Raw genomic sequence first — 26081 nt, forward strand, 5'->3', positions numbered from 1 at the left:
TAGCGACCGGTTCCCGGCCAGTCACTCGACAGCGGGCGCTGAGCCATCGTCGGGTACGGCGGTGCGCTGTGTCCGCTCTCCGCGCTGGGCGCGATGTACATCAAGGAACCGGAGTATCTGAGGAAGCAGCCGCGGCGGAACCTTGGGGCGCGAAGGGCGAGTTGACGGCGGACCGCCGTAGCCCGAGGTCGAGGTCGGTCCGAGGTCGAGGTCGGTCCGAGGTCAGTCCGCGTACACGAACAGCAGGCACAGAGCCGTGAACGGCACAACGGACGCGCCGAGCAGCGTCAGCACCGCCGGGACCGCCGCGGTCAGCCGCTCTCCGCCCTTGCGCAGGCGCGAGCGGAACACCCGGCCGGCCAGGACGAGGGGCAGCGCCACAAGGGCAAGGAAGATCACCGGCGCCGGGAGCCGGCTGAACGCGGTGGTGCCGGTGTCGGTGACCAGGTGCCAGACGGTCGTGCCGAAGATGACCGCCGGACCGGCGAGCAGGCCGATCGAGAGGACCGACGCCACGGCGACGGTCAGTCCTTCGGTCAGTCGCTCGGCACGCGGATGCTCCCGGCGCACTTCCACCACCCCTCCGCTCGGCCCGTGGTCGGTAGGACAATTATGTCACCCGTCTGCGAGGGTGTTCGTACGGGGGGCGGCCCCCGGCTCACCGGGGGCCGCCCCGCATATGGGCACCAGGGCGGCGTCGGGCGGCGCGTCGGGGAAGCTCACAGCGGCAACACGACGCCGGGCAGCGGCGCGAGGAGGGCACGGGCAGCGGCGCTCAGGCTCTCGACGCACCCGCCCCGCCGGACGGCGGGGGCGTCGCGGCGCCCGGGATGCGGATCGCGGCCACCGTGCCGCCGCCCGCCGCCGGGCGCAGCGCGATCACGCCGCCCGTCTGCTGCACCGTGCGTGCCACGATCGACAGGCCAAGGCCCGAGCCCGGCAGCGCACGCGCCGAGGGGGAGCGCCAGAAGCGTTCGAAGACGTGCGGCAGTTCCTCCGCCGGGATGCCGGGGCCGTGGTCCCGTACCGTCAACTCGCCGTACGCGCTGAGCGCGACCTCGATGGCCGCGCCCGGCGGGCTGAACTTCACCGCGTTGTCCAGGACGTTGACCAACGCCCGCTCCAGCGCGGCCGGTTCGGCCCGTACGTACCAGGGCCGCAGCGTCACCTCTATCGTCAGGTCCGGCCCGCGCAGCCGGGCGCGTTCCAGGGCGCTCTCCACGATCGTGTGCAGCGCGACGACCTGGAGGGGGCCGGGATCGGGGGCGTCCGGCCGGGACAGTTCCTGGAGGTCGCCGATCAGCGAGGCCAGCTCCGTCATCTGCGCCTTCACCGACGCCATCAGCGCCCTGCGGTCCTCCGGGGGGATCGCGCGGCCGGTCTCGTCGCTGCGGGCGAGCAGTTCGACGTTCGTACGCAGCGAGGTCAGCGGGGTACGCAACTCGTGCCCCGCGTCGGCGATGAGCTGCGCCTGGCGGTCGCGTGACGAGGCGAGCGCCGCCGTCATGGAGTTGAAGGAGCGGGAGAGGCGGGCGATCTCGTCCTCGCCCTCCGCCGGGATGCGCAGCCCCAAGTCCTCGGTCCGCGCGACATGTTCGACCGCGCGGGTCAGTCCGTCGACCGGCCGCAGGCCGGTCCTGGCGACCCAGAGCCCGGCGGCGCCCGCCCCGACGACGCCGGCGCCGGCGACGGCCAGCAGCAGCAGGGCGAGCCGGTTCAGCGAGGTGTCGATCTCGCTGAGGGGGCGCGAGACGGAGACGGCGAACTGCCCGCCGCCCGGGCCGATGCGCACCCGCGCGGTGCGGACACGCACCGGGGCGCCGTCGTCGGTGGTGGAGCTGTGCAGGGTGCTGGACTCCGTGCCGCGTGCGACGGCGATGTCGGAGGACTGGACCTTCACCGGCTGTGAGGAGGCGTCCACGCACCGGCTGCCGTCGCTGCCGACGATCTGGATGTACGCGAACGGCGCGTTGACGGTCTCCGGGGGAGCCTCGCCCGTCGCGCAGCGGGCCAGCGTCTCCTGCACCAGGTTCTGGGGCGCCGAGACGCTGCGCAGCGAGTTGTCCAGCTCGGCCTCCAACTGGGCGCGGGTCAGCAGCCAGCAGGCGACCGCCGCCGCCGCCACGGCCACGGCGACCGTGGTGGCGACGAGCATCGCGAGCCGGGAGCGGAGCGGCAGCGTACGCAGTCGATGGACGAGAGAGGTCACTCCGCGCCGCCGTGCCCGCCGTGCCCGGCGGTCGCGGAGCCCGGACCGCCGTCGGCGCGCAGCGCGTAACCCACCCCGCGCACCGTGTGGACCAGCCGCGGCTCGCCGCCGCTCTCCGTCTTGCGCCGCAGATACATCACGTACACGTCCAGGGAGTTGGAGCTGGGTTCGAAGTCGAAGCCCCAGACGGCCTTCAGGATCTGCTCGCGCGTCAGCACCTGACGCGGGTGGGCCAGAAACATCTCAAGGAGGGTGAATTCGGTACGGGTCAGCTCCACCCGGCGCGTGCCTCGCGTGACCTCGCGCGTCGCCAGGTCCATCCGCAGATCGGCGAAGGCCAGGATGTCGTCCTCGGGCAGCTCGCCGCCCGCCGACCCCGTGTACGAACTGCGGCGCAGCAGCGCGCGGATCCGGGCGAACAACTCGTCCAGCTCGAAGGGCTTCACCAGATAGTCGTCGGCGCCCGCGTCGAGCCCGGTGACCCGGTCGCCGACCGTGTCGCGTGCCGTGAGCATCAGGATGGGCACGGTCGATCCGCCGGCGCGCAGCCGCCGGGCCGCCGTCAGCCCGTCCATGCGCGGCATCTGGATGTCGAGCACGATCAGGTCGGGCTGGTAGACGGCGACCTTGGTGAGCGCGTCGACACCGTCGACGGCGACCTCGGTGTCGTACCCGTCGAAGGCGAGACTGCGCTGAAGCGCCTCACGGACGGCGGGCTCGTCGTCGACGATCAGGACGCGTTGCGGATCGCCTTCGGCGGGGCTCATGTCGTCGCTCTTTCTCTGAACGGCTTCGGGAACGGGACGCTGGTTGCCGGCCACCGGCCACCGGCCACCGGTCGCCGGCCACTGGTCGCTGATCTCGCTTCAGCCTCGCACGCCGGACAGCTCTAGTCGCTGTTCCCGGCGCGCAGCGCGCTCAGGTCGGCCTTGACGGTGTTGACCGGGATGGAGAACCCGAGCCCGACGCTGCCCGCCGCCGAACTGTCGCCGCTCGAACCGCTCGCCGAGAACATGGCCGAGTTGATGCCGATGATCTCGCCGTTCATGTTGATCAGCGCGCCACCGGAGTTGCCCGGGTTGAGCGAGGCGTCGGTCTGGATCGCCTTGTACGTGGTGGTGGAGGAGCCCGTGTCACCGTTGAACTGCTGCCCACCGAACTCGAACGGCCACTGGCGGCCACTGCCGTCGCCCTGCTGCTGCTGTTGCTGCTGGCCCTGCCCCTCGTCCTTCGACACGGTGACGTCCCGGTCGAGCGCCGAGACGATACCGCTGGTCACGGTGCCGGTCAGCCCCTCGGGCGAGCCGATCGCCACGACCTCGTCGCCGACCTTCACCTGGCCGGAGTCGCCGAGGGCCGCCGTCTTGAGGCCGCTCGCGCCCTGGAGCTTGATCAGCGCGAGATCCTTGTCCGGGCTGGTGCCCACGACATCGGCGGTGTACGTCTTGCCGGTGCTGAGCTGCGCCTTCACCGTCTGCGCGCCCGCGATGACGTGGTTGTTGGTGATGATCTCGCCGTCGCCCGTGATGACCACACCGGAACCGGTGGACTGCCCGGAGCTGGACTCGGCCTGGATCTCCACGATGGCGGGCGACACGGCCGCCGCCACACCCGCGACGGTGCCCTTGCTGCTCTGCGAGACGGTGGTACCGGTGGCGACGGTGCTCGCGGCCGTACTGGAGCCGTTGTCCGTCAGCGTCGAGGTCAGCGCGGCGGTCCCACCCCCGACGACGGCCGCGACGAACGCGGCGGCGGCGAGCAACGCGACGGGCCGCTTGGCCCGGTGGGCGGGAGCGCCGGAGTGCGCGGGCGCGGCGGCACCCCACCCCCGGGTGGCATGCCCCGGCTGCGCGTGATGACCTGCGGCCTGCGCGCCCGGGTCGTACGGGGGCGGCGGCGGGTACGCCTGCCCGCCACCGATGCCGGATTCCTGCTGCTGGTTCGCGTCTTCGTCGCCGCTGCGGCGGTAGCTGTCGGTCATGTCTTCGACAATCCGCCCGGCAGATGAGAGCTGTCTGAGTGCCCGCTGAGAACCACGGCAAAATCCCGTATGCCCCATATAAAGGCGGCCGGGGCGTCGCGGCAGCCCTGCGCCTGCCCGCCGACGGCACGGCGGTTCTCCGACGCCAGGTACTCACCCTCGACGGCGACCCGGTGGAGCTGGTTCATGCCTACTACCCGCCGCACATCGCCCGGGGCGCCCCGCTGGCCGAACAGCGCCCGATCAAGGGCGGAACTCCCACCCTGCTGACCGCACTTGGCCACCCGCCCCGGCTCGGCGTCGACCACGTCTCCGCGCGCATACCGACACAGGAACAGTACGAAGCGCTCCAACTGCCCGGCGACCTGTCGGTGCTGCGCACGCTACGGGTGGTGTACGGCGCCGACCAGCGGCCCGTCGAGGTCACCGTGATGGCCAAGGCAGGCCATCTGTACGAGTTGCGGTACGAGTTCACACCGGAGTGACGGCGGCGAGCGCGCTCAGAAACAGCCGCACGAGCGCCGCACGATCAGCGCCGACGGGAACTGCTTCACCCGTTCCCTGCGTGACCCCGCCACCCGCAGCCCGTCGTCCAGCACCAGGTCCACCGCGGCCCGTGCCATCGCCGGGCGGTCCGAGGAGACCGTCGTCAGGGGCGGGTCCGTGAGGGCGGCCTCCTTGACGTTGTCGAAGCCGGCCACCGCCAGTTCGCCGGGGACGTCGATGCGCAGTTCGCGCGCCGCGCGCAGGACGCCGATCGCCTGGTCGTCGGTGGAGCAGAAGATCGCCGGGGGGCGGTCCGGTCCCGCCAGCAGCTTCAGGGCGACGTCGTACGCGTCGTAACGGTTGTAGAGCGCCTTGAAGAGCCGCCCCTCCGTCGGCAGACCGGCCTCTTGCATCGCCCGCCGCCAGCCCTCGACGTGGTCGGTCACCGGGTCGCCGACGACCGGTGTCGACTCGACGCCGCCGAGGCACGCCACGTACGGATAGCCGTGCTCCAGCAGGTGCCGGGTGGCGAGCTGCGCGCCCCCGATGTCGTCGGTGACGACGGCGACGTCGTCGATGCCCTCGGGGCGCTCGTGCAGCAGTACGACGCGGGCGTCCCAGGCGTCTATCTCGGCGGCGGCGCGCTCGCTCGGACCCTGGCTGACCAGGATCAGCCCGGAGACCCGCATGCCGAGGAAGGCCCGCAGATAGTGGACCTCGCGCTCGTTGCGGTAGTCGGAGTTGCCGACGAGCACCATCTTTCCGCGCTCGGCGGCGGCCTGTTCGACCGCGTGTGCCATCTCCGCGAAGAACGGCTGGCGCGCGTCGGGCACGACGACCCCTATGAGGTCGGTCCGCCGTGACGCCATCGCCTGCGCGACCCGGTCGGGCCGGTAGCCCAGCTCCTTGATCGCGGCGAGTACACGCTCGCGCGTGGCCGGGGCGACCGGCCTCGGTCCGTTGTTGATGACGTAGCTGACGACCGCGGTCGAAGTCCCCGCCAGTCGTGCCACGTCGTCCCGCGTCACCTTGGCCACGCGCGGCAGTCTACGCGTGGTGACCTATCTCCCGGCAGGCCGTACGGCACCTTCCCGTACCTCGGACGTGTCGGCGTGGTGGGTGGTGTCGTCCTGCGCGCGGGCCGCCGGCTCCGCCGCCTTCGCCTTCGCGGCGGCCTCGGCGATGGCCTTCGCCTTCGCCTCCTCCTGCGCGCGCTCGACCTTCTCCGGGGTGACGAAGCGGTAGCCGACGTTGCGGACCGTCCCGATCAGCGACTCGTGTTCGGGGCCGAGCTTCGCGCGCAGCCGCCGTACGTGGACGTCGACCGTCCGCGTACCGCCGAAGTAGTCGTATCCCCACACCTCTTGGAGCAGCTGGGCCCGGGTGAAGACCCGGCCGGGGTGCTGCGCCAGGTACTTGATCAGTTCGAACTCCTTGAAGGTCAGGTCCAGGACCCGCCCCTTCAGCTTCGCGCTGTAGGTCGCCTCGTCCACCGAGAGATCACCGTTGCGGATCTCCATCGGGGAGTCGTCGGTGGAGATCTGCTGGCGCCCGGTGGCCAGCCGCAGCCGCGCCTCGACCTCGGCCGGGCCCGCGGTGTCGAGCAGGACGTCGTCGATGCCCCAGTCGGCGGTGACGGCGGCGAGACCGCCCTCCGTCACCACGAGGACCAGCGGGCAGCCGGGACCGGTGGAGCGCAGCAGCTGGCAGAGCGACCGCACCTGGGGCAGGTCGCGCCGGCCGTCGATCAGTATGACGTCCGCGCCGGGGGTGTCGACGAGGGCCGGACCCTCGGCCGGGGCCACCCGTACGTGGTGCAGCAGGAGCCCGAGGGCGGGCAGCACCTCCGTCGACGGCTGGAGGGCGTTCGTGAGCAGCAGCAGAGAACTCATCGTCGCCCACCTGCTCGGGTCGGACGGCTTTCCCGTGTCCGCGTCATTGGCTCGCCCATTACGTCGGTTCCTCCTCGGTCCCTGCAAGGGGGCACCTCCCACACCCGGAAGAGCGTGGGGGCGTATGTGGCATCGCTGACCGTCCCGCACCCTGGGGCGGAAAGCGCAAAAGGACCCGGGGGCTACATTGCCCGGATCCTCTTCCGCAGCAGAGTAACCCACATGTGCTCAGTGTCAGAGGTCGGGAACAGCGGGTCATCTCTCCTCCGGCCCGCTCCGGAGGCGGCGGATACCGTGGCGGGGCTGGGGATCGGCCATCATGGAGGGCCGACGGGGACCGACGAGAAAATTGCCGAGAAATAGCGGAAGGAGTACGCCATGGCAGCGGGAACCATCCGCTACTGGGCCGCGGCCAAGGCGGCGGCGGGCGTCGCCGAAGAGCCTTACGCGGCGGACACCCTGGCCCAGGCGCTGGACGTCGCGCGGGACGCTCACCCGGGTGAGCTGGTCCGGGTGCTCCGGAGGTGCTCGTTCCTCGTCGACGGTGACCCCGTGGGGACCCGCGGGCATGAGACCGTACGGCTTGCCGAGGGCGGCACGGTCGAAGTGCTCCCGCCGTTCGCAGGAGGGTGAACCGCCGACCATGAGCGACGACCAGTACAACCAGCAGGACCCGTACAACCAGGACGACCCGTACGGGCAGCAGGGATACGGTGTACCGCGACCGGCTCAGGCGTACGAGCCCCCGCAGCAGCCGTACCAGCAGCAGCCCTACCAGCAGCCGTACCAGGAACCGTCCAACGCGCAGGACGCGCAGACCTGGGAGGGCCAGACCTGGGACACGCGCTACCAGCCGCTGGTCCGGTACGAGCCCCCGCAGCCTCCGCAGGCCGCCGCCGACACGGCCTACCTGCCGCAGCAGTCCGGCGCGTACCCGCTGCCGCCGGAGGTCCCGAACCCCGGCCCGGCGCAGCCCTCGTACGAGCCTCCGGCGTCCCCGGCATTCCCCGCGCCCGCCGCCCCCGCCCCGGACAGCTACAGCCCGCCCACCACCATGGGCAACCCCCGCGTCACCGACGCCCAGCGCGCCCGCGCCGAGGGCCGGTCGCCGATCATCCCGCCCGGGGTCCAGCCCGCCGGGCTGACCGTCGTACTGGCCCTGCTGCTCGCGGGCGGCGCGGCCGTCGGCCCGTACGCGCTCCTCGTCCCGCTCGTCATCCTCCAGGCGGTCACCGCCGCCGGCTGGTTCCGGCTGAACGGCATGTGGCCCGCCCGCCAGGGCATCGCGCTCGCCTTCGCGGGCGCGCTCGTCGCCGATGTCGCGGTGCTCGCCGTGGGCGACGAGCACGCGCTCGCCGCGATCCTCGGCACGCTCGGCGCGTGGGTACTGCTCACGGTCGTGCTGCAACTGCGCAGCTACGCGGGCGCCGACGAACGCATGCAGGGCCTGATGGCCACCGTCGCCTCGGCCTCGCTCGCCATCATCGCGACCGGGAATCTCGCCGCCGTGCCGGACGCCGTGACGGTCGGCGCGCTCGCGGTCGCCGCCGCGACGCTCGCCCGCGCCCTCCCGCTGCCGGGCTTCGTCTCGGTCGTGGTCGCGCTCGCGGCCGGCGCGGGCGCCGGGGTCGCGGCGGGCGGGCTGACCGGCATCGGCGGCCAGGGCGCGCTGCTCGGCCTCGGGGCCGGGGTGTGCGCGCTGATCGGGCTGCGGGTGGCGAGCTACGACTACCCGTCGCGCTTCGTCCACATGACGGCCGGGGTGGCCCTGCCGCTCACGGTCGCGGTGCCCGCGATCTACCTGTTGGGACGGGCGCTCTGAGCCCGGCCGGTGGGCCTGTCCGGCGGTCGGGGGCGAACCGGCCAACCGGAACCGAGGCGTTGCCCCGGACGTCGACCTATTAGGCTCACCGTCGTCATGGGGGCTGGTACGACCAGGGTGGGGGACACCGAGCAATGCGCGCACTGAGAATTCTGCTGATCTTCGTCGTGATTTTCGGCGGGCTGTTCGTCGCCGTCGACCGGGCCGCGGTGTACTTCGCCGAGTCCGAGGTGGCGAGCAAGATCAAGAGCAGCCAGGGTCTCAGCAGCGAGCCCGAGGTCTCCGTCAAGGGCTTCCCCTTCCTCACCCAGGTCGTGGGCGCGAAGCTGGACGAGATCGAGATCAGCGTCGGCGGGATAACCGCGACCGCCGAGGGCCGCGCGATCGAGGTCACCGAGGTGAAGGCGGAGCTTCGGGACGTGCGAGTGAGCAACAGCTTCTCGTCGGCCGTCGCGGGCAGTGTGCGGGGTTCGGCGCTGATCTCGTACGCGGACCTCACCAAGTCGGCGCCGAAGGGCGCGACGGTCGGCTTCGCCGGGGCCGAGCGGGCGGCGAAGGGCCAGGTCAAGGTCTCGGGGCCGCTGGACGATCTGCTGGCGGGCGCGGGCATCGACGTGCCGGACGCCCTCAAGGGACTGGTGAAGGACGACTTCACGACGTACAGCACCGTGACGCTGGAGGACGGCGACAAGGTACGGCTGCGCGCCGACGAGCTGCCCAGCCTGCCGGTGCCGGGTGTCGAGGACAAGCTGAAGAAGGCCGTCGACTACGACCTGGCGATCGACGGACTGCCGTCGACGATCAAGCTCGACAAGGTCACGGCGACCGAGGACGGCCTGCGGTTCTCGGGCACGGGCACGGACCTCGACCTGACGAGCTGACCGGCTGACCGGCCGGACCGCCGGTCGGCGGTCCGGCCGGCGGTCCGGCCGGCTGACCCGCCGGTCGCCGTATCGTGAGACGCGGATGTCCATTCCGCAGATGGAACAGGGGTACGGGAGGCGCGGGAGCCGGTTCCCGGCCGCCGGGAACGCCCATCGGTCCCACATATCGGACGATCTCGTCTCACCATCCGACACACCGGTGACATCGCACCGTATCCGTCCCTACGATCGGACGCATGCAGTGCTTCATCAGCGGTCTCCAGCAGCGGGGACAGGCGAACCTCACTAAGCGGCGGGCAGTCGACCTGTGCCGCGTCGCCGCCATGCTCTGTCGCACCGCCTGAGCGGGATACGTCCACCTCCCGCCACCTCTCCCCGGCCCTTCGACCACCGTCAGGGCCAACCCCGTGCCACCCGTGCCACCCGTGCCGTACGCGGCCCGCCGCGCCCCCGTGCCCGGAAGGCGCCGCCGCCCGCACCACCCGCCGCACACCGCCCCGGAGGAGAAACACATGAGCCGCAGCGACGTCCTGGTCGACGCCGACTGGGTCGAGGCCCACATCGATGACCCCAAGGTCGTCATCGTCGAGGTCGACGAGGACACCTCGGCGTACGAGAAGAACCACATCCGTAACGCCGTGCGCATCGACTGGAAGCAGGACCTCCAGGACCCGGTGCGCCGCGACTTCGTGGACCAGGAGGGCTTCGAGAAGCTCCTCTCCGCGAAGGGCATCGGCAACGACGACCTCGTGATCCTCTACGGCGGCAACAACAACTGGTTCGCGTCCTACGCGTACTGGTACTTCAAGCTCTACGGCCACCAGGGCGTCAAGCTCCTCGACGGCGGTCGCAAGAAGTGGGAGCTGGACTCGCGCGACCTGGTCGACGCGGTGCCCGAGCGCGCGGCCACGCAGTACAAGGCCAAGGCCCAGGACACGTCCATCCGCGCCTTCCGCGACGACGTCGTCGAGGCGATCGGCAGTCTGAACCTGGTCGACGTGCGCTCGCCCGACGAGTTCAGCGGCAAGCTGCTCGCCCCGGCGCACCTCCCGCAGGAGCAGTCGCAGCGCCCCGGCCACGTGCCGAGCGCCCGCAACATCCCGTGGTCGAAGAACGCCAACGACGACGGCACCTTCAAGTCGGACGACGAGCTGACCGCCCTCTACGAGGAGGAGCGGGTCGACCTGGCGAAGGACACCATCGCCTACTGCCGCATCGGTGAGCGCTCGGCGCTCACCTGGTTCGTGCTGCACGAGCTGCTCGGCCAGCCGAACGTCAAGAACTACGACGGCTCGTGGACCGAGTACGGCTCCCTCGTCGGCGTACCGATCGAACTCGGCGCCAACAAGTAGTTCCGCCCGCCAAATTCGCCAGACTCGCCAGATTCGCCTGACCCGGAGGACAGATCCCATATGTGTGGAGCGAAGGCCGGCGGCCCGGACGCCTCGACGATCAAGCCCGGTGAGACCACCATCCAGGGTTCCGTGACCCGCGACGGCGAGCCCGTCACCGGCTACGTACGCCTGCTGGACTCGACCGGAGAGTTCACCGCGGAGGTCCCGACCTCGGCGACCGGACAGTTCCGCTTCTACGCGGCCGAGGGCACGTGGACCGTACGCGCGCTGGTGCCGGGCGGTACGGCGGACCGTACGGTCGTCGCGCGGACCGGCGGGCTGGCGGAAGTGGCCATCGCGGTCTGATGCCGCTCGCGGTCGGAGCTGAGTAGGACATGATCGGCCGGAGGGCCGCACCCCAGGGGTTGGACGCTTCCTGACACGGGGTGCGGCCCTTCGTGCCGTCGGTAAGCTCGATGTATGTACACGCGACGCCGTCGCCGCTACTTCGTGCTGATGGGCGGATGCATCGTCCTGTTCGTCAGCGCCTGGGCGTTCGTGCGCCTGTGGTCGGTGCCGGTCGCGATCGGCATGTGCGTCGTCGCCATGGTCATCCCACCGGTCGCGGCGATGATCGCGAACGCCCGCGGCCCGGACGACCGCTGGTGGGACGACCCGCCGGGGGACCGGTCGGGCGACCGGTCGGGGGACCGGTCGGGCGACCCGAAGTCGGACGAGTGGTGGGACGAGCTGGACGGCAGGAAGAAGCCGCCGCCGAAATAATTGCCGGGGCAGGTCGCTCGACGTGCGAGCCGCTACGGTGAAGTCATGACCGCACTGCCCGACTGGATGCGCCCGCCGCGTGCGGAGGGCTGGTTCGCGGAGGACTTGGACCGCCTTCCCGAGGCGCCCCGTCACACCGAGCTGATCGATGGAGCACTCGTCTTCATGATGTCGCCGCAGAGGTGGTGGCACGGCCATCTCGTCACGATGCTTACCGTCGCGCTCATGGAGCAGACACCGGCCGACGTCAGAGTCAGCCGGAAGATGACCATCAAGCTCGACCAGCACAATCGGCCCGAGCCGGATCTGCTCGTCACGACGGCCGACTTCGACGGTGACCGCACGTGGTTCGCGCCGGACGAGGTGAGACTCGCCGTCGAGGTGGTCTCCCCCGAGTCCGCCCACCGCGATCGCACGGTGAAGCTTCGCAAGTACGCGGAGGCGGGTATCCCGCATTACTGGCGCGTCGAGGAAGAGGACGGCGCACCCGTCGTCCACGTCTACGAACTCGACGAGCCGACCGCTTCCTACGCGCCCGCCGGCATCTTCAGGGGCTCGCTCCGTCGTCCGGTGCCCTTCGAGATCAACCTCGACCTGGACAAGCTGGCCCCCGGTTCATAGCCCGCCCGGCCGCTTCCCGCTACGCGACCACCGCCAGCAGCGTCGTCGCCGCGCGGGTCAGGGCCTCGTCGCCGTCGAGTACGCATCGCAGGCGGGCCTCCTCGACCGTCACTCCCCGCGTGGCCAGGCGCCACAAGGTGTCCTGGTCCGTCGTGATGTGCGCGGCGGGGGCCGGTGGCGCGGTGGGTGACGGGAGCCAGCGGGCGGAACGCCGTACCGCCGACCACGACCCACCCGCCGGACCGGTGACGTCGAAGCGTACGGACGTGCCGTCCGGGCGCTCGTGCCCGCGCAGGGTGTGCGGCAGCGCGCGCATGAACGTGTCGATCACGGGACCCAGCAGTTCGGGTCCGGCCGCGCCGGGGCGGCCGACCGCGTCGCGGATCTGCTGCTGGTGCGCCCAGAACTCGGTGTACTCGCGGGCGATGTCCAGCCAGGCGGGACTCGGTTCGTCGGTGCCCGCCCAGGAGACGTCGAGCCTGGCCGGGCCGTCGAGCGGGACCGTCGCCCACAGCGCGTCGATCTGCGGGCCGAGGTGGGCCAGCAGGTCGGTCAGCACGCGCGGGCCGATCTGGCGGGTCGCCGCCACGAAGACGCCGTTGACCCGGGTCAGATAGTCCGGCAGCGTCTCGTCGTTCTCGAACACGGCGCCGCGGTGTCCGTCACGGGCGCCGGAGATACGGCGCACATAGTCGTTGAGTACGTGCCCGGCGATGTCGTGCACGTCCCAGCCGGGGCAGACCGTGGGCGCCGCCCAGTCCGCGGGCGCCAGCGAGCGGAGCAGTTCGAGCAGCGCGTGCCGCTCGCGCGGGAAGAGCGGGCGGGTGTCGATGAGCGGCCCGAAAGGCGAGAGGGAGGGAGTTGAGGGAGTGGCTGTCGTCATGCGGCGACGGTAGGAGGCGGGCGGCCCCGCCGCGAGCGGATTTCGTGGCGCCGGGGCGGCGTCCCGTACACGTCGGTCACGTCAGTAGACGAGCGCCTGCGCGTCGTCCGCCATCGCCTCGCTGACGAAGACCTGGGCGCCCGCGATCCGTACGCCCTCCAGTACGTCGTCCTCCGTGATGTCACGTCGCGCCGCGCACTGCGTGCACAGGGTGATCCGGCCCGCCGACTGGATCGACTCGATCAGGTCCGGCAGCGGCGCGGCATGCGGCAGTTCGAACTCGGCGGCCCGGCCCGGCAGGGCGAACCACGCCGACTCACCCGTCAGCCAGAGGGACACCTCCACGCCACTGGCCACGGCGACCGCCGCCACGGTGAAGGCCTGCGAGCAGCGCTCGGGGGCGTCGGCGCCGGCGGTTACCTTGATCACGAGCTTCTTCGCCATGTCCCGAACTGTAATGCGCTGCTGTACAACCCCGTTGGCGTGCGGTGGGTCTGTTGGATGCGCGGGTATCGGAATCCGCGCCTCAGTCCTGTGGGGGGACCTCTTGGAATCGCCCGAAACCGTACCTGATCAGGGAACGAGCCCTGATCCGTACGGCACCCCGAGACCGCGCCCGCGCCGTGGGCGGCGCACCACGGCTCTGCTCGCGGGGGCGGCCGTTCTCGGCGTACTCGCCGGAGCCGTCACCGGCTACGCGGTGCAGTACCAGCGCCCGCCCACGCCGCTGCCGCCGCTGGCCCAGGCCGAGTTGGGTACGCCGGAACTCGTTCCGGCCGACGGGAGGACCACGGCGCGGTCGCTGTCGGCGAACCGGTGGGTCAGGTCCGACGGTGACCTGCGTGACCTGCTGGTGAAGAAGCCCAAGGGCGCGCGGACCGAGACGAAGGCCGACTGGGTCGGTCCTGCCGAATTCGCGGGCGGATTCGAGCGGCCGGACGGCATGTTCGAGGACATGGTGCGCGCCGACTTCCGGCGCGCCGCCACGGTCGGCTGGTCGGAGCGGGGCCAGATCCATGTGACGGTCACGATCGTCCAGTTCCGGGACGACCAGAGCCTGGAGGCGTCCGCGTTCGCGGCGGGCCAGCAGCGGTACATGGGGGACGACGACTGGGCGGGCAACAACGGCTCGGCCATCGCGGGCAGTACGAGCGGCCGTACGTGGGTGTTCGACGAGCCGGACCGGCAGCCGGGTTACAACCCGTACTACCAGGCGCGCGCCGTCGCGTTCCGCGGTGACATCGCGATGGACATCCGTTACGACAACAACGCGGGACCCGTCCCGAAGAAGGCCTTCGAGGCCCTCGCCAAGCGGCAGTTGGAGCTTCTGTGACCGACCGGCTGCCGGAGGCGCCGCAGGCCCCCGAGGACATCATCGGCTCCGCCGCCCCGCCGCGGCGCCTCCCCCGGAGGGTGGTCGTCGGGGTCTCGGCCGTGCTCGCGCTCGCCGTCGCCACCGGCGGCGGGATCTGGGCCGTCGGCAAGGTCGGCGCCGCCGACCGTACCGCCGCCACCCGTGCCTGGCCGGCGCCGGACGAGGAGAGCGCCGAAGAGGAGAAGCCGCTGCCGCCGGGTGGCGTCGGCGCCAAGTTGCTCCCCGTGCCGGACGGTTATCAGCCGGGCCCCGACATCGGGCCGCTCGGCAACGACAACGTGCTGGACGCCACGCGCACCACCAGGCACGCCAAGGACGCCGTACGCGGTCTCAAGGCGGGAGAGCGGGACCGTTTCGCCAAGGCCCTGAAGAAGCTGACGTTCACGGGCGGGGCCCAGCGCAGCTACAGCGCGGCGGACAGCCTGTTCGTCGTGGAGCTGCACCTCGCGCAGGTCGAGGAGGCCGGGGCCGACCGCGCGCTCTCCCGGTTCCGGTCGGACACCGGGAACATCCTCGGCGCTCTCCCCAAGGGCCCGCCGGTCAAGGCGAACGGCGACGCCGACTGCTATCCGCTGCCGGACGCCGAAGGCCGGAAGCTGGACGCCATGCTGTGCGGCGCGTACGTGCACGACGTGCTGATCACCGCGTACGCGTACGGCGCCGAGAAGCTGGACACGGAAGAGGTCGCCCGCGTGCTCGCCAATCAGCTGAACCATGTCGTGTCCCCGGAGGCGTCCGCATGAGCGACCGGACCACCACAACCACCACTGCCATCTCGCCCGTCGAAGAGGTCGTCACCCAGGCGGACGCGCTCGCCCCTGTCACGGCCCCCGCACCCCGCCGCCGACCCGCCGCGCTGTTCGCCGCCCTGCGCTGGACCGCCGCCGCGGCCGTCTTCGGCGTGCTCGGCACGAGCGTCGCGTACGCCGTGACCGACCGCGACCGCACTGACGTCCCCACCCTCGCCACCAAGGCCGACGGCCGCTGGACGTACCCGCCACTGGCCAAACCGACCCTGCCCGCGGGCGCGGTCGGCCCGTACGGCCGCGGCAACTCCGGCCTGATCCACTACGCGGACCTGGAGCGGCTGCTGCTGCCCGCGCCCGAGGGAAGCCGCCCGGACCCGGCGCCGGCCGGCCAGGGCAGCCGGGTGCCGGTCAGCCGTTTCCTCCAGGAGTACGACGAGGGCAGCCGTGCCGCGATGGCCGCCGACCTCCGCGACAACGGCCTGCGGCACATCGCGGCACGCGGCTGGACCATGGCGGACGACGGCACGTCCACCCGTATCTACTTGCTGCGTTTCCACTCCACCGCGACCGCGCTGTTCTTCTTCGGCACCCACCTCAAGGGCGCCACCGACGCGCCGCAGAAGGTGACGGACGTCGAGAAGCTGTCCTCCGCCGACGAGACGTACCCCTCCGAGGGTGTGTACGGCACTGAGACGTACGTGTACGACGAGGTCGCGCCGCGCGGCCCGGTGCATGTCCGGCACGCGTACATCGCCGCCGGTGACACGCTCGCGCTGGTCGTCCAGTCCCGCGAGGGCGACGCACCCCGCGTCCCCTTCCAGCAGACGGTGATCCTCCAGAACCAGCTGCTCGGCTGAGGGCTGCGGAGAAGGGCCGGTCCCCACCCATTACGCTGGGGACCGGCCCTATACCGCCCCGACGCCCTTCGAGGAGCACCCTGTGCTTGAGAACTTCTTCTCCGCTCTGCTGGCCCTGATCGCCGTGGCCATCCTGGCGTTCACGGTGCTGGCCGTGAAGAAGCTCTACCAGGGCCAGAACTAGACGCGGGCCGAGCGACCACCCGCCGTACGGCACCCCGCCCACTCGAATCCCTACAGATCGCCTGAGCTGCTCATGATCGAGATCCCGTCCGACCTGAACCCGGGCCTTGTCCCGCTCGCCTTCCTCCTCGGTGACTGGGAGGGCGTGGGCGTCTTCGACTTCCCCGGCGAGGAGAAGGCCAACTTCGGCCAGGAGGTCTCCTTCAGCCACGACGGCCGGGACTTCCTTGAGTACACCTCGCACACCTGGGCGCTCGACGCCGAGGGCAACAAGCTCCGCCCCATCGAGTCCGAGTCCGGCTTCTGGCGCGTCGACGAGAACCGCGAGGTCGAGGTCGTCATGGTGCGTGACCAGGGCATCGTGGAGATCTGGTACGGCGAGCTGGCCGACCAGAAGCCGCAGATCGACCTTGTCACGGACGCGGTCGCGCGCACGGCGTCCGCCGGCCCGTACAACGGCGGCAAGCGGCTCTACGGCTATGTGAAGAGCGATCTGATGTGGGTCGGCGAGAAGTCCACCCCCGAGGTCCCGCTGCGCGCGTACATGTCGGGGCACCTGAAGAAGGTCGTCTCGCCGGAGCAGGTCGCGGCCTGGGCGAAGGACATCGGCGATCTGCCGGACGACGGCATCGCGTTCTTCAAGTAGACCTCCCCCACAGACCTCCCCCTGGGGACAGACCTCTCCCATGTTCCGCGTACGGCTTCCCCTACGGCGATCCGGGCGGCGCTGCCTACACTGGGTGCGTGGTGAGCACCGACTGGAAGAGTGACCTGAGGCAGCGCGGCTACCGCCTGACCCCGCAGCGCCAGCTTGTCCTCGAAGCCGTCGACACCCTGGAACACGCGACGCCGGACGACATCCTGGTCGAGGTGCGCAGGACCGCGTCCGGCGTGAACATCTCCACCGTCTACCGGACGCTGGAGCTGCTGGAGGAGCTGGGCCTGGTCTCGCACGCGCATCTGGGGCACGGCGCGCCGACGTACCACCTCGCGGACCGGCACCACCACATCCATCTGGTCTGCCGCGACTGCACGAACGTCATCGAGGCGGATGTCGCGGTCGCCGCCGACTTCACCGACAAGCTGCGCGAGACGTTCGGCTTCACGACGGACATGAAGCACTTCGCGATCTTCGGCACGTGCCAGGGCTGCGCCGCCCGCGCGGCGAGCGGCGATTCGTAGGCGATTCGTGGGCCATCGGCAGGCGGGTCGTAGGCTTGTCGGTATGCAGCGACAGTCAACGACCAGCCCGCTCCTCTCCCTGCCCGGTGCCGTGGCCGCCGAAGGACAGGACGAAGGTGTCGCCGCGCACTACGGCGATCTGTTCCCCGAACAACGCGCCCTCGCCGACGGCAAGGGCCTGGTGGACCTCTCGCACCACGGCGTCGTCACCATCACCGGCGACGACCGGCTCAGCTGGCTTCAGCTGCTGCTCACCCAGCACGTCAGCGAGCTGCCCGCCGGCCAGGCCACCGAGGCGCTGATCCTCTCCGCGAACGGCCACATCGAGCACGCGCTCTACCTCGTGGACGACGGCGAGACGGTATGGGCGCACGTCGAGCCGGGCACCCAGGAGGCGCTGATCGCCTACCTGGAGTCGATGAAGTTCTTCTACCGCGTGGAGGTCGCCGACCGTACGGACGACTTCGCCGTCGTCCACGTCCCGGCCGGGTCCATCGCCGAGGCGCCCGCGGGGGCCGTCGTACGGGAGACGCCGTACGGCCGTGACATCTTCCTGCCGCGCGCCGACCTGGAGTCGTACGCCCGTGAGAACGGCCCGCCGGCCGGGATCCTCGCGTACGAGGCCCTGCGCATCGAGGGCCACCGGCCGCGCCTGGGCTTCGAGACCGACCACCGGACCATCCCGCACGAGCTGGGCCTGATCGGCAGCGCCGTCCACCTGGAGAAGGGCTGCTACCGGGGCCAGGAGACGGTGGCGCGCGTCCACAACCTGGGGAAGCCGCCGCGCCGGCTGGTCTTCCTGCACCTGGACGGGAGCGAGGTGCTGCTCCCCGGGCACGGCACGCCCGTACGGCTCGCCGCCGACGGCGAGGAGGGCCGCCAGCTCGGCTTCATCACGACATCGGCCCGCCACCACGAGTTGGGGCCGATCGCGCTGGCCCTGGTCAAGCGCAATGTGCCGCTGGACGCCGAGCTGCTGGCGGGGAACACCGCGGCGGCGCAGGAAGTGGTCGTGGAAGCCTGAGCCGCAGGTGGGCCTCGGTGGGGCTCGGGTCTCTGTGGGTCTCTGTGGGTCTCGGTGGGTCTCGGTGGGGCTCACATCTCCAACTGCACCGTGAACGGGCCGTCGTTCGTGAGCGAGACGCGCATGTCCGCTCCGAACCGGCCCGTCGCGACGGTCGCCCCCAGTTCACGCAGGTGCGCCACCACCTCGTCCACCAGCGGTTCGGCCACCTCGCCCGGCGCCGCGGCGTTCCAGGTGGGGCGGCGGCCCTTGCGGGCGTCCCCGTACAGGGTGAACTGCGAAATCACCAGGAGCGGGGCGTTCGCCTCCGAACAGGACCGCTCGCCCGGCAGGATCCGTAGCGTCCAGAGTTTGCGGGCCAGTTGGGCCGCCTTCTCCGCGGTGTCCCCGTGGGCGACCCCCACCAGCACACACAGCCCCTCGCCCGCGATCTCGCCGACCGTCTCGGTCCCGGATTCCGTCACCACGGCGACGCTCGCGCCGTCGACCCGCTGCACCACTGCTCGCATACGGACCAACCTAGCGGGCGTCCATCCGGCGCCGATCCAGCGCCCATCCAGGGCCGAACGGGTGCAGATCGCCTGCAAGCGCGGGGGCAGGAGTGGCACGATGCACGCACGCGGAGCGAGGGGAAGTAAGCACGCATGAGCACATCTGGTGCCGGGCAGTCGCCCGGTCCTGTACCGATCATCGGCAGTACGGCGTCCGGCAGGGGTGCCGGTGCCGGTGCGGCGACGGTCCGGCCCCCCGCACAGCGGGCACCGGGCGGTGGGAACGCCCTGCGACTGCCCGAGTTGCGCGCCCTGCGCCGGGACGCGACGCGCGACGAGGCCGACCTCAGCTATCTGCGCCGGCTGCTCCAGGGCCGTATCGACATCCTGCGGGCCGAGCTGGCGCGCCGGGCGGCGCCCGAGACGCCGGTCGTCGACCGGCTCTCCGAGATCCTGGCCGACACCCCTTCGCTGCACCGGTCGTCGGCCCGGCATGTGACTCTTTCCACACCGCGGAGCGAGGAGTTCCGGTTGCTCGCCGCCGAGGCGCTGGCCGAGGTGGAGCTGTCGGACCTCGTGGCCCGTACGGACGAGGAACTGCATGCCGCGATGGGCCGGCTGGTCCGCCACGAGCAGCAGGTTTCGCAGCGCCGGCACCATCTCCAGCGGACGGCGGACGAGTGCGGCGCGGAGATCGCCCGCAGGTACCGTGAGGGCGAAGCACAAGTAGACGACCTGCTCACGTAATGCCGTGGCCGCCTCATGCCGTTGCTGCCTTCCGGAGCGGTCCCCGCCCCGGAAGGCCCGTTGATGACGACTCGCAGGACCACGACCACGACCAGGGCGGCGCACGCCACCACCACCGTGCCCCCGGTCCTCGCGGAGGTCGTGCGGTCCGGTTTCGTGGAGGGCGCGCACCGCGGCTCGCTGGTGCTGCTGGCGGCCGACGGCAGCGTGGAGTTCGCGCTCGGCGACCCGCACTCACCGGTCTTCCCGCGTTCCAGCAACAAGCCCCTCCAGGCCGCGGCCGTGCTGCGCGCCGGGGTCGAACTGTCGGATGAGCGGCTGGCGTTGGCGGCGGCGAGCCATTCCGGCGAGGACTTCCACCTCGATCTCGTACAGCGGATGCTCGCCGAGTCCGGGCTGACGGCGGACGACCTGCTGAACCCGGCCGATCTGCCGCTGGACCCGGTCGAGGCCGAGGCGTATCTGGCGGCCGGGCGGATCAGGGACCGGGTCACCATGAACTGCTCGGGCAAGCACACCGCGATGCTGATGGCGTGCCTGCGCAACGACTGGCCGCTGGACACGTATCTGGAGCCGTCCCATCCGTTGCAGCGGCTCGTCGGCGCGGTGGTCGAGGAGACGTCGGGGGAGCGGGTCGCGGCGGTCGGTACGGACGGCTGCGGCGCCCCGCTGATGGCCATCAGCCTCACCGGACTCGCCCGCGCCTTCCGGCACTTGGTCCTCGCCGAGCCCGGCACGGCCGAGCGCCGGGTGGCCGACGCGATGCGGGCGCATCCGGCGTATGTGGCCGGCACACGCAGGACCGACACCTGGCTGATGCGCGAGGTGCCGGGCGCGCTGTCGAAGATGGGCGCGGAGGCCGTCCAGGCGGTGGCGCTGGCGGACGGCCGCGCGCTGGCGTTCAAGGTGGACGACGGCGGCCTGCGCGCCCTGGGGCCGGTGCTGGCACGGGCGTTGGGGCTGCTGGGGGTCGAGGGGCCGGTGGTGACGCGGATCGGGCGGGCGCCGCTGCTGGGAGGCGATGCGGAGGTCGGCGAGGTACGGGCGGTGTTCTGACCACGCGCCCTCCACGCATCCCCCCACGCGCCCTCCACGCGTCTCCCACGCGTCCCTTCGGCCGGCCGGCGGAAATCCGCAGGACATTCCGCCCGGTCCGTGTTTAGCGTACGAGCATGGCCATCGACGTCCGAATGATCAGCGAATCCGAATTCCCCGACTGGCTCCGCGCCCTGAACACCGGCTTCCTCAGGTCGCCCGCGGTGAGCGAGGAGGACGTCGCGGACCGCGGGGCGTTCATGGACGTGCGCCGCGTGCGGGGCGCGTTCGACGAGGGCCGCTGCGTGGCGACGTACCGCACCTTCCCGCAGGAGCTGACCGCCGTCGGCGGCGCCAGGCTCGCGGCCAGCGCGATCTCCAACGTCACCGTCTCGCCCACGCACCGCCGCCGCGGGCTGCTCAGCCGGATGATCAACGACGATCTGGCTCAGGCCAAGGAGCGCGGCGACGTCGTGTCCACGCTGATCGCGGCGGAATACCCGATCTACGGGCGGTACGGCTTCGGCCCGGCCACCTCGATCACCCAGTGGTCGATCGACGTACCGCGCGCCGGCCTGGACCCGCGCGCCTCCGGACAGCCGGACGACGGCGGGCGGATCGACCTGGCCGACGGCGCGGAGGTACGGAAGCTGGGCCCCGAACTGCACGACCGGCTGCGCTCGCTGCGGCACGGCGTGATCAGTCGCAACGAGCGCTGGTGGCGCGTCCACACGGGCACGGCCGTCTCGTACGGCGCACCGTGGACCGAGCCGTTCTACGCGGTGTACCGCGCGGCGTCGGGCGAGGTCGAGGGCCTGCTGACGTACAAGGCGGACGAGGTGTGGGGCGATGCCAAGCAGCCGCTGAACACGGCGACGGTGCTCGACGCGATCGGCGTGACGGCGGCGGCGGAGCGCGCGCTGTGGCGGTATGTCTGCTCGGTCGACTGGATCACCACGGTCCGCACCGACCACCGCGCCCCCGACGACCTGCTCCCCCTTTTCCTCCCGGACCCGCGCGCCGCCAGGATCGTCACCCAGGCGGACTTCCTGTGGGTGCGGATCCTCGACACCGTACGAGCGCTGGAGTCCCGTACGTACGCCGCCTCCGGCACCCTGGTCCTGGACATCCACGACCGCTCGTCCCTCGCCTCAGGCCGCTACCGCCTGGACGCGACCCCGGCCGGCGCGAGCTGCGCCCCGACCACGGAATCGGCCGATCTGGCGCTGGACGTGCGGGAGTTGGGGGCGCTGTATCTGGGCGACGAGTCGGCGGTCCGGCTGGCGGCGCTGGGCACCGTGACGGAGGAGACGCCGGGCGCGGCGGCCCGGACGGACGCGCTGCTGCGTACGTCACGACGGCCCTGGTGCCCGGACATCTTCTGAGGGGCGGCGCCGCTGGAGCGCTGTACCTCCGTGCCGCCGCACCGCCGCGTGGTCAGCCGGGGCCCGGTTGCATGAGGAGCAGGGCCAGCACCACCGCGCCGATGCCGGCGCAGGTGGGGTTCTTGGCCTTGATCCCGATGCTCAGCAGCACCAGTGCGATGACGCCCATGGCGCCGAAGTGCCAGGCGACAAGCTGCTCGACGCCGAGGGCGAAGATGGCGAGGACGAGTGCGATCACGGGCATGGCGGGTCTCCTTCGGGCGGGCTGCCGGTAACTAAGCCGATCAACTCCCGTACAAATTTGTGTAGTTGACTGTGTTGTTCATGCCCGCTGGTAAGTGGCTGGCAAACTTGTGTAGTTGTATGTCTTTTGGTTGGGCAGGGTCGAGCGGGGTTGGGCGAGGTCAGGAAGTTGTCCGACTCAACTGCACACAACTGCGGCGTGGTTGTACGGTTGCGGGGTGGTGCATCGAGAGTCAGATCACGAAGAGCCCCGGTACCTGTACGCGACGATCGCGGACGGTCTGCGTGCCGCGATCAACCGCGGCGACTACCGGGCGACCGGACGGCTGCCGACCAACGAGGAACTGGCCGACCGCTTCGGCACGTCCAGGTCGACCGTCGTGAAGGCGCTCGACGTGCTGCGCGACGAGCGGCTGATCGAGACCCGGCGCGGAAGCGGGACGTTCGTGGCGCCCGGACTGCCCGGCGGCGCGGCGCCCGTGGAGGCGGCGGGCGAGGCGATCGTCTCGGAGAGCGTGCCCGCCGTGCTGCTCGGGCCGTCCCTCAACAAGGCGTTCGAGGCGAACGAGGTCACTCTCGACGTCTACTCGATGACCACGGAGGTACTGGCGAACCGTGTCTCCGACCAGGCCCAGCGCATCCAGGAGGGCGGGACGAGGCCCCCGGCGCGCATCACGGCCCGCCTGATGCTGCCCGACACCCGTGCTCCGCTGGACGTGCCGACGAACGTCGACGATCCCGACGATCCGCGACCGGTCCAGCGGCTTCAGGGCATCCTCTTCAGGAGTGTGTCCCAGATCCGGCAGTCCCTGTTCGACCTTCAGGCCAAGGGGCTCGTTCCCGAGGTGACGGTCGAGGTGCGGGTCGTGTCCTGGATTCCCGATTTCAAGTTGTACATCCTGAACGGGAATCTGGCCCTCCAGGGGCTTTACGAGATCACGGAGCACGACGTCATGTGGGAGAGGACCGGGGAAGTGATGACGATCAAGGACGCGATCGGTCTGGGATCGGCCTCACTGCTCCATCCCTACCGGGCGGACCCCGGCGCCGACTCCGCGTCCGGCCGGCTGGGCTTCGTGGGCCGGGCGCAGAAGTTCTTCGACTCGCGCTGGGAGCACCGGGCGATCGAGGCGGAATTCTGATCGTGCTCTCTCCGCCGCACTCCTCACCCGAGCGGCCTGTCCCCCCGCAGGCCCCATCAGCCCCACCGGACTCACCGGCCAAGGCCGCCTTGTCCGCCCCGCCGGCCTCGCAGCCCGCTTCCCGGCATGCCGCCCTGAAGCGGATGCTGAGCGAGGCCGGCTGCGTCGTGCTGGATCTGGACGGCCCCGTCGTCCGCTTCTTCGCCCGGCCCGGGGCAGGCGAAGGCGCCGGGGCCGGGCCGCCGGGCAGCGTCGCCCCCGACATCGCCCGGGACCTGCACGACATCGCCCGGCTGAACGGCACCGTACTGCCCGAGTTGGACGGCGTCGACGACCCCCACCGGATCCTGACGGCACACGACCAGCACCCCGGAACCGGCGTATGGCGCCGGGTCGCCCTGGAGATTCGCGACACGCTCGACGCCGCGGAGTGGAAGGCCGCAGAGCACGGCGTGGAGACCGACGGCGCCACCGACTTCATCCGGGCCTGGCGGGCACGGGGACGGCATCTCTCGGTCGCCTCCAACAACCACCCGGTCGCCGTCGCCCGCGTTCTGGAGCGGCTGGGTGTCCTCGACCGCGTCGACGGTCCGGTCATCGGCCGCGACCGGGACACCAGGCTGATGAAGCCTCATCCGCACCCGCTCAAGCTGGCCATGGTGCCGGCCGCCGGAGGCCCCAAGCGGCACGTCATGATCGGCGACACACGGACGGACCTCATGACGGCCCGGGCGGTGGGCATGCCCTTCATCGGCTACCACGGAAGCCCGCAGGGGCGGGAGTTGCTTGAAGCCGCGGGCGCCCCCGTGGTGATGGAGTCGATGAGGGAACTGCTGGCCGCCCTCCCCGGAACCGCACGGTGGCGGCTCTGACCTGATCACGTACATTCCGGGCCGGCAACCGAAGTGCCTCGACATCCATGGCGTGCCGCGCTCACGCCGTCCGGTTCCTGAACAGCCGACCCGACAGCCCCACCGCCACCAGCAGAATCCCCAGGCACCAGGCCAGCGCCACCCACGGGTCCGAACCCACGGGTTGGCCCAGCAGCAGGCCGCGCAGGGATTCGATCACCGGGGTCACCGGCTGGTTGTAGGCGAAGGCGTGGATCCAGGTCGGCATCGTGTCGATCGGGGCGAACGTGCTGCTCGGATAGGTCAGGAACATCATGAAGAACGAGAAGGAACCCGCGGCCTCCGGGGACTTGGTGAGCAGCCCCACCGCCGCCGCCAGCCAGGAGATCGCCACGATGAAGGCGAGCAGCAGGCCCGCCGCCGCCAGGGCGGCCGGGAGGGTCGGGGACGGGCGGAAGCCGATCAGCAGGGCCACGCCGAGGACCAGGACCGTCGAGACGACGTTGCGGACGGTGCTCGAAGCGACATGGCCGGCCAGGATCGACGCGCCGCCGACGTCCAGGGAGCGCAGCCGGTCGATGATGCCGCCCTTCATGTCCTCGTTGACGCCCACCGCCGTGCCGGATGAGCCGAATCCGGCGCAGAGCAGCAGGACGCCGGGCACGACGTAGGAGACGTACGGCTCGCCCGTACCGGTCCTGATCGCGCCGCCGAAGAGATAGACGAAGATCAGCATCAGCATGACCGGCAGCATCAGCGAGGTAAAGATCGCGTCCACGTTGCGGGTGTTGAGCCGGATCGAACGGGCCGTCATGACAAGGGAGTTGTTCAGCGCCCGGCCCACCGGGGACAGCGTCGCGGCGTCAGACATGGGTCGGCTCCCCGGAGGTTTCTACGCGGCCCGTCAGGGCCATGAACACGTCGTCCAGCGTCGCGCCGTGCACGGCGAAGCTCACGACGTCCCGGCGCCGCGGATCGATCTCGTCCAGCAGCGCCCGTACCCGCGTCGCCGTGCCGTCCGTCGGCAGGCCGAGCGTGAGCGTGTCCGGCGACAGCCGCACGGCGAGCGGCGCGATCCGCCCGTACGCCGCCGTGTCGGCCACCACCACGTCGAGACGGTGCCCGGCGACCCGGCCCTTCAGCTCGGCCGCCGTGCCCTCGGCGACCAGCCGGCCGCCGTCGAGTACGGCGATACGGTCCGACAACTGGTCGGCCTCCTCCAGGTACTGGGTGGTGAGGAAGACCGTGGAGCCTCCCGCCGACAGGTCGCGCACCACCTGCCACAGCTCCTGACGGCTGCGCAGGTCAAGCCCGGTCGTCGGCTCGTCCAGGAAGATGACCTCCGGCGCGCCGACCAGCCCGGCGGCCAGGTCGAGCCGCCGCCGCATGCCGCCGGAGTACGTGTCGGTGAGCCGCCGGGCCGCGGCGGTGAGGTCGAAGCGCTCCAGCAGCTCCGCGGCCCGGCGGCGCGCGCCCGCGCGTGACAGTCCACCGAGGCGCGCCATCATGCGCAGGTTCTCCTCGCCGGTCTGTTTCTCGTCGACCGACGCGAACTGGCCGGTCAGGCTGACGGCCCGGCGCACCTGGCGCCGCTGGGTCCGTACGTCGTATCCCGCCACCCGGGCCGTGCCGCCGTCGGCGTCGGTGAGTGTGGCGAGGATCCGTACGGCGGTGGTCTTGCCCGCGCCGTTCGGGCCGAGCAGGGAGAAGACCGTGCCGCGCTCGACGGACAGGTCGATGCCGTCGAGCACCTTCACCCGCCCGTCCGCGTGTCCGTAGGACTTCTCCAGGCCGATGGCGCTGATCGCTCTCTGGGGGCTCATGGCCGTCGCTCCTCCGTCGCGCATCGTCGATGCGTTTATGCGTAACCCTTACGCTTGATGTGTAAGGGTTACGCATAACTAGGATGGCGTCAAGCGGGA

At 71.2% G+C, this 26081-nt stretch carries 31 protein-coding genes and 1 pseudogene; 20 read left to right on the plus strand and 12 right to left on the minus strand.

Going from position 1 to position 26081, the window contains the following annotated elements:
• Positions 1 to 222: 222 nt before the first annotated feature.
• The 4 genes from OG700_RS21570 to OG700_RS21585 all read right to left on the minus strand — a co-directional run bounded on the left by OG700_RS21570 (position 223) and on the right by OG700_RS21585 (position 4190).
• The gene (locus OG700_RS21570) at positions 223 to 576 is read right to left on the minus strand and encodes a hypothetical protein (protein WP_405615974.1); all 354 of its coding nucleotides are present in this window, start codon (positions 574 to 576) and stop codon (positions 223 to 225) included.
• 199 nt (positions 577 to 775) lie between these two features.
• Entirely contained in the window at positions 776 to 2209 is a 1434-nt protein-coding gene (locus OG700_RS21575; protein WP_405615976.1) for a sensor histidine kinase, read from the minus strand.
• On the minus strand, positions 2206 to 2976 hold the full coding sequence (locus OG700_RS21580) for a response regulator transcription factor (protein ID WP_405615978.1): 771 nt from the start codon (positions 2974 to 2976) through the stop codon (positions 2206 to 2208). The genes OG700_RS21575 and OG700_RS21580 overlap by 4 nt, the downstream gene beginning before the upstream one ends.
• Positions 2977 to 3098: 122 nt before the next feature.
• On the minus strand, positions 3099 to 4190 hold the full coding sequence (locus OG700_RS21585) for a S1C family serine protease (RefSeq protein WP_405615980.1): 1092 nt from the start codon (positions 4188 to 4190) through the stop codon (positions 3099 to 3101).
• Between the two features lie 95 nt (positions 4191 to 4285).
• Here OG700_RS21585 and OG700_RS21590 point away from each other — a divergent pair.
• Positions 4286 to 4675, plus strand: a pseudogene (locus tag OG700_RS21590) (UTRA domain-containing protein); the annotation flags it as partial.
• A 15-nt stretch (positions 4676 to 4690) separates the two neighbouring features.
• On the opposite strand, the gene OG700_RS21595 reads toward OG700_RS21590, so the two are convergent.
• A complete protein-coding gene (locus OG700_RS21595; protein WP_405615982.1) occupies positions 4691 to 5713 on the minus strand; it encodes a LacI family DNA-binding transcriptional regulator in 1023 nt (340 codons plus the stop codon).
• 24 nt (positions 5714 to 5737) lie between these two features.
• Positions 5738 to 6568 carry a response regulator transcription factor gene (locus OG700_RS21600; protein ID WP_405615984.1) on the minus strand — a complete coding sequence of 277 codons (831 nt, stop codon included), beginning with the start codon at positions 6566 to 6568 and terminating at the stop codon, positions 5738 to 5740.
• Positions 6569 to 6946: 378 nt separating this feature from the next.
• Here OG700_RS21600 and OG700_RS21605 point away from each other — a divergent pair, with 378 nt between their 5' ends.
• The 8 genes from OG700_RS21605 (at position 6947) to OG700_RS21640 (ending at position 12012) form a co-directional block, all read left to right on the plus strand.
• Positions 6947 to 7201 (plus strand): MoaD/ThiS family protein, encoded by a 255-nt coding sequence (locus OG700_RS21605; protein ID WP_405615986.1) that lies wholly within the window; start codon positions 6947 to 6949, stop codon positions 7199 to 7201.
• A gap of 10 nt (positions 7202 to 7211) precedes the next feature.
• On the plus strand, positions 7212 to 8390 hold the full coding sequence (locus OG700_RS21610) for a hypothetical protein (protein ID WP_405615989.1): 1179 nt from the start codon (positions 7212 to 7214) through the stop codon (positions 8388 to 8390).
• A 134-nt stretch (positions 8391 to 8524) separates the two neighbouring features.
• A complete protein-coding gene (locus OG700_RS21615) occupies positions 8525 to 9271 on the plus strand; it encodes a DUF2993 domain-containing protein (RefSeq protein WP_405615992.1) in 747 nt (248 codons plus the stop codon).
• A gap of 239 nt (positions 9272 to 9510) precedes the next feature.
• On the plus strand, positions 9511 to 9618 hold the full coding sequence (locus OG700_RS21620; protein WP_023540667.1) for a putative leader peptide: 108 nt from the start codon (positions 9511 to 9513) through the stop codon (positions 9616 to 9618).
• A gap of 168 nt (positions 9619 to 9786) precedes the next feature.
• Positions 9787 to 10626 carry a sulfurtransferase gene (locus OG700_RS21625; RefSeq protein WP_405615994.1) on the plus strand — a complete coding sequence of 280 codons (840 nt, stop codon included), beginning with the start codon at positions 9787 to 9789 and terminating at the stop codon, positions 10624 to 10626.
• Between the two features lie 60 nt (positions 10627 to 10686).
• A complete protein-coding gene (locus OG700_RS21630; RefSeq protein WP_093800238.1) occupies positions 10687 to 10974 on the plus strand; it encodes a DUF1416 domain-containing protein in 288 nt (95 codons plus the stop codon).
• Positions 10975 to 11088: 114 nt separating this feature from the next.
• Positions 11089 to 11391, plus strand: coding sequence for a DUF3099 domain-containing protein (locus OG700_RS21635; RefSeq protein WP_405615997.1), 303 nt, complete (start codon positions 11089 to 11091; stop codon positions 11389 to 11391).
• Between the two features lie 45 nt (positions 11392 to 11436).
• Complete coding sequence (locus OG700_RS21640) at positions 11437 to 12012, plus strand: Uma2 family endonuclease (protein WP_405615999.1); 576 nt, start codon at positions 11437 to 11439, stop codon at positions 12010 to 12012.
• A 19-nt stretch (positions 12013 to 12031) separates the two neighbouring features.
• Here OG700_RS21640 and OG700_RS21645 read toward each other — a convergent pair whose 3' ends face one another.
• Positions 12032 to 12895 (minus strand): maleylpyruvate isomerase family mycothiol-dependent enzyme, encoded by an 864-nt coding sequence (locus OG700_RS21645; protein WP_405616001.1) that lies wholly within the window; start codon positions 12893 to 12895, stop codon positions 12032 to 12034.
• 81 nt (positions 12896 to 12976) lie between these two features.
• Positions 12977 to 13339, minus strand: a complete 363-nt coding sequence (locus tag OG700_RS21650; protein ID WP_405616003.1) for a DsrE family protein — start codon at positions 13337 to 13339, stop codon at positions 12977 to 12979.
• A gap of 103 nt (positions 13340 to 13442) precedes the next feature.
• On the opposite strand from OG700_RS21650, the gene OG700_RS21655 reads away from it, so the two are divergent.
• The 6 genes from OG700_RS21655 to OG700_RS21680 all read left to right on the plus strand — a co-directional run bounded on the left by OG700_RS21655 (position 13443) and on the right by OG700_RS21680 (position 18265).
• Positions 13443 to 14228: a hypothetical protein gene (locus OG700_RS21655; RefSeq protein ID WP_405616006.1), complete on the plus strand. Its 786-nt coding sequence runs from the start codon at positions 13443 to 13445 to the stop codon at positions 14226 to 14228.
• Entirely contained in the window at positions 14225 to 15013 is a 789-nt protein-coding gene (locus OG700_RS21660) for a hypothetical protein (RefSeq protein WP_405616008.1), read from the plus strand. The genes OG700_RS21655 and OG700_RS21660 overlap by 4 nt, the downstream gene beginning before the upstream one ends.
• A complete protein-coding gene (locus tag OG700_RS21665) occupies positions 15010 to 15876 on the plus strand; it encodes a hypothetical protein (RefSeq protein ID WP_405616010.1) in 867 nt (288 codons plus the stop codon). Before OG700_RS21660 ends, OG700_RS21665 begins: the two co-directional genes overlap by 4 nt.
• Before the next feature lie 256 nt (positions 15877 to 16132).
• Positions 16133 to 16705: an FABP family protein gene (locus OG700_RS21670; protein ID WP_405616012.1), complete on the plus strand. Its 573-nt coding sequence runs from the start codon at positions 16133 to 16135 to the stop codon at positions 16703 to 16705.
• 98 nt (positions 16706 to 16803) lie between these two features.
• Positions 16804 to 17241 (plus strand): Fur family transcriptional regulator, encoded by a 438-nt coding sequence (locus tag OG700_RS21675; protein WP_405616014.1) that lies wholly within the window; start codon positions 16804 to 16806, stop codon positions 17239 to 17241.
• A gap of 43 nt (positions 17242 to 17284) precedes the next feature.
• Positions 17285 to 18265 (plus strand): YgfZ/GcvT domain-containing protein, encoded by a 981-nt coding sequence (locus tag OG700_RS21680; RefSeq protein WP_405616017.1) that lies wholly within the window; start codon positions 17285 to 17287, stop codon positions 18263 to 18265.
• 71 nt (positions 18266 to 18336) lie between these two features.
• Here the strand turns inward: OG700_RS21680 and dtd are convergent, their stop codons facing one another.
• Positions 18337 to 18774, minus strand: coding sequence for a D-aminoacyl-tRNA deacylase (gene dtd / locus OG700_RS21685; protein WP_405616019.1), 438 nt, complete (start codon positions 18772 to 18774; stop codon positions 18337 to 18339).
• Between the two features lie 135 nt (positions 18775 to 18909).
• Here dtd and OG700_RS21690 point away from each other — a divergent pair, with 135 nt between their 5' ends.
• From OG700_RS21690 to OG700_RS21700, 3 genes are all read left to right on the plus strand, one after another.
• Positions 18910 to 19503, plus strand: a complete 594-nt coding sequence (locus OG700_RS21690; RefSeq protein ID WP_405616021.1) for an ABC transporter substrate-binding protein — start codon at positions 18910 to 18912, stop codon at positions 19501 to 19503.
• A gap of 63 nt (positions 19504 to 19566) precedes the next feature.
• A complete protein-coding gene (locus OG700_RS21695; protein ID WP_405616023.1) occupies positions 19567 to 20559 on the plus strand; it encodes an asparaginase in 993 nt (330 codons plus the stop codon).
• A gap of 116 nt (positions 20560 to 20675) precedes the next feature.
• Complete coding sequence (locus OG700_RS21700) at positions 20676 to 21923, plus strand: GNAT family N-acetyltransferase (RefSeq protein ID WP_405616025.1); 1248 nt, start codon at positions 20676 to 20678, stop codon at positions 21921 to 21923.
• A gap of 52 nt (positions 21924 to 21975) precedes the next feature.
• Here the strand turns inward: OG700_RS21700 and OG700_RS21705 are convergent, their stop codons facing one another.
• Complete coding sequence (locus OG700_RS21705; protein WP_405616027.1) at positions 21976 to 22167, minus strand: hypothetical protein; 192 nt, start codon at positions 22165 to 22167, stop codon at positions 21976 to 21978.
• 220 nt (positions 22168 to 22387) lie between these two features.
• Between OG700_RS21705 and OG700_RS21710 the strand changes: the two genes are divergently transcribed.
• Together OG700_RS21710 and OG700_RS21715 are read left to right on the plus strand one after the other, a co-directional pair.
• Complete coding sequence (locus OG700_RS21710) at positions 22388 to 23308, plus strand: GntR family transcriptional regulator (RefSeq protein WP_405616029.1); 921 nt, start codon at positions 22388 to 22390, stop codon at positions 23306 to 23308.
• A gap of 143 nt (positions 23309 to 23451) precedes the next feature.
• Positions 23452 to 24180 carry an HAD family hydrolase gene (locus tag OG700_RS21715; RefSeq protein WP_405616031.1) on the plus strand — a complete coding sequence of 243 codons (729 nt, stop codon included), beginning with the start codon at positions 23452 to 23454 and terminating at the stop codon, positions 24178 to 24180.
• 61 nt (positions 24181 to 24241) lie between these two features.
• Here the strand turns inward: OG700_RS21715 and OG700_RS21720 are convergent, their stop codons facing one another.
• Together OG700_RS21720 and OG700_RS21725 are read right to left on the minus strand one after the other, a co-directional pair.
• Entirely contained in the window at positions 24242 to 25030 is a 789-nt protein-coding gene (locus tag OG700_RS21720; protein ID WP_405616033.1) for an ABC transporter permease, read from the minus strand.
• Positions 25023 to 25982 (minus strand): ATP-binding cassette domain-containing protein, encoded by a 960-nt coding sequence (locus tag OG700_RS21725; RefSeq protein WP_405616035.1) that lies wholly within the window; start codon positions 25980 to 25982, stop codon positions 25023 to 25025. The genes OG700_RS21720 and OG700_RS21725 overlap by 8 nt, the downstream gene beginning before the upstream one ends.
• Positions 25983 to 26081: the final 99 nt, after the last annotated feature.

This window comes from Streptomyces sp. NBC_01508 (assembly GCF_045040315.1).
Lineage (GTDB): Bacteria > Actinomycetota > Actinomycetes > Streptomycetales > Streptomycetaceae > Streptomyces.

Bases quoted from the DNA above. Each gene is read 5' to 3' on its own strand.
- OG700_RS21665 (WP_405616010.1), top strand. From the start codon at position 15,010: ATGAGCGACCGGACCACCACAACCACCACTGCCATCTCGCCCGTCGAA.
- OG700_RS21700 (WP_405616025.1), top strand. From the start codon at position 20,676: ATGGCCATCGACGTCCGAATGATCAGCGAATCCGAATTCCCCGACTGG.
- OG700_RS21615 (WP_405615992.1), top strand. From the start codon at position 8,525: ATGCGCGCACTGAGAATTCTGCTGATCTTCGTCGTGATTTTCGGCGGG.
- OG700_RS21625 (WP_405615994.1), top strand. From the start codon at position 9,787: ATGAGCCGCAGCGACGTCCTGGTCGACGCCGACTGGGTCGAGGCCCAC.
- OG700_RS21610 (WP_405615989.1), top strand. From the start codon at position 7,212: ATGAGCGACGACCAGTACAACCAGCAGGACCCGTACAACCAGGACGAC.
- dtd (WP_405616019.1), bottom strand. From the start codon at position 18,774: ATGCGAGCAGTGGTGCAGCGGGTCGACGGCGCGAGCGTCGCCGTGGTG.
- OG700_RS21720 (WP_405616033.1), bottom strand. From the start codon at position 25,030: ATGTCTGACGCCGCGACGCTGTCCCCGGTGGGCCGGGCGCTGAACAAC.
- OG700_RS21650 (WP_405616003.1), bottom strand. From the start codon at position 13,339: ATGGCGAAGAAGCTCGTGATCAAGGTAACCGCCGGCGCCGACGCCCCC.
- OG700_RS21690 (WP_405616021.1), top strand. From the start codon at position 18,910: ATGAGCACATCTGGTGCCGGGCAGTCGCCCGGTCCTGTACCGATCATC.
- OG700_RS21620 (WP_023540667.1), top strand. From the start codon at position 9,511: ATGCAGTGCTTCATCAGCGGTCTCCAGCAGCGGGGACAGGCGAACCTC.
- OG700_RS21630 (WP_093800238.1), top strand. From the start codon at position 10,687: ATGTGTGGAGCGAAGGCCGGCGGCCCGGACGCCTCGACGATCAAGCCC.
- OG700_RS21670 (WP_405616012.1), top strand. From the start codon at position 16,133: ATGATCGAGATCCCGTCCGACCTGAACCCGGGCCTTGTCCCGCTCGCC.
- OG700_RS21605 (WP_405615986.1), top strand. From the start codon at position 6,947: ATGGCAGCGGGAACCATCCGCTACTGGGCCGCGGCCAAGGCGGCGGCG.
- OG700_RS21705 (WP_405616027.1), bottom strand. From the start codon at position 22,167: ATGCCCGTGATCGCACTCGTCCTCGCCATCTTCGCCCTCGGCGTCGAG.
- OG700_RS21680 (WP_405616017.1), top strand. From the start codon at position 17,285: ATGCAGCGACAGTCAACGACCAGCCCGCTCCTCTCCCTGCCCGGTGCC.
- OG700_RS21640 (WP_405615999.1), top strand. From the start codon at position 11,437: ATGACCGCACTGCCCGACTGGATGCGCCCGCCGCGTGCGGAGGGCTGG.
- OG700_RS21580 (WP_405615978.1), bottom strand. From the start codon at position 2,976: ATGAGCCCCGCCGAAGGCGATCCGCAACGCGTCCTGATCGTCGACGAC.
- OG700_RS21635 (WP_405615997.1), top strand. From the start codon at position 11,089: ATGTACACGCGACGCCGTCGCCGCTACTTCGTGCTGATGGGCGGATGC.
- OG700_RS21725 (WP_405616035.1), bottom strand. From the start codon at position 25,982: ATGAGCCCCCAGAGAGCGATCAGCGCCATCGGCCTGGAGAAGTCCTAC.
- OG700_RS21645 (WP_405616001.1), bottom strand. From the start codon at position 12,895: ATGACGACAGCCACTCCCTCAACTCCCTCCCTCTCGCCTTTCGGGCCG.
- OG700_RS21695 (WP_405616023.1), top strand. From the start codon at position 19,567: ATGACGACTCGCAGGACCACGACCACGACCAGGGCGGCGCACGCCACC.
- OG700_RS21715 (WP_405616031.1), top strand. From the start codon at position 23,452: ATGCTGAGCGAGGCCGGCTGCGTCGTGCTGGATCTGGACGGCCCCGTC.
- OG700_RS21585 (WP_405615980.1), bottom strand. From the start codon at position 4,190: ATGACCGACAGCTACCGCCGCAGCGGCGACGAAGACGCGAACCAGCAG.
- OG700_RS21600 (WP_405615984.1), bottom strand. From the start codon at position 6,568: ATGAGTTCTCTGCTGCTGCTCACGAACGCCCTCCAGCCGTCGACGGAG.